This window comes from Corynebacterium sp. MSK158 (genome assembly GCF_030229085.1).
Lineage (GTDB): Bacteria > Actinomycetota > Actinomycetes > Mycobacteriales > Mycobacteriaceae > Corynebacterium.
In genome coordinates, this window is sequence record NZ_JASPHJ010000054.1 from 1 (window position 1) to 249 (window position 249).

The following is a 249-nucleotide window of genomic DNA, read 5'->3' on the forward strand; positions in this document are numbered from 1 at the left end:
GCCCAGTGCTCGGAAAAGCCGGCATCGGCAATAGCATCACGTGCCTCGATCTTTTCCTGGATGAGATAGTCCACGCCGTACAGCGCCACGCGGCGGTAATCGCCGATGATGCGGCCGCGGCCATAGGCATCGGGCAAGCCGGTGATGATGTGTGATGAACGGGCGGCGCGAATGCGCGGGGTGTAGATATCGAAGACCGCATCATTGTGGGTCTTGCGGTAGCGGGTGAAGATCTTCTCCACCTCGGGG

The 249-nt window shown here is 61.0% G+C and carries 1 protein-coding gene; it reads right to left on the bottom strand.

The features are described 5' to 3' along the window. Window positions 1–249 (bottom strand): pyruvate formate lyase family protein (locus QP915_RS11660; protein WP_284769440.1); only part of this gene is annotated, 249 nt, incomplete at both ends.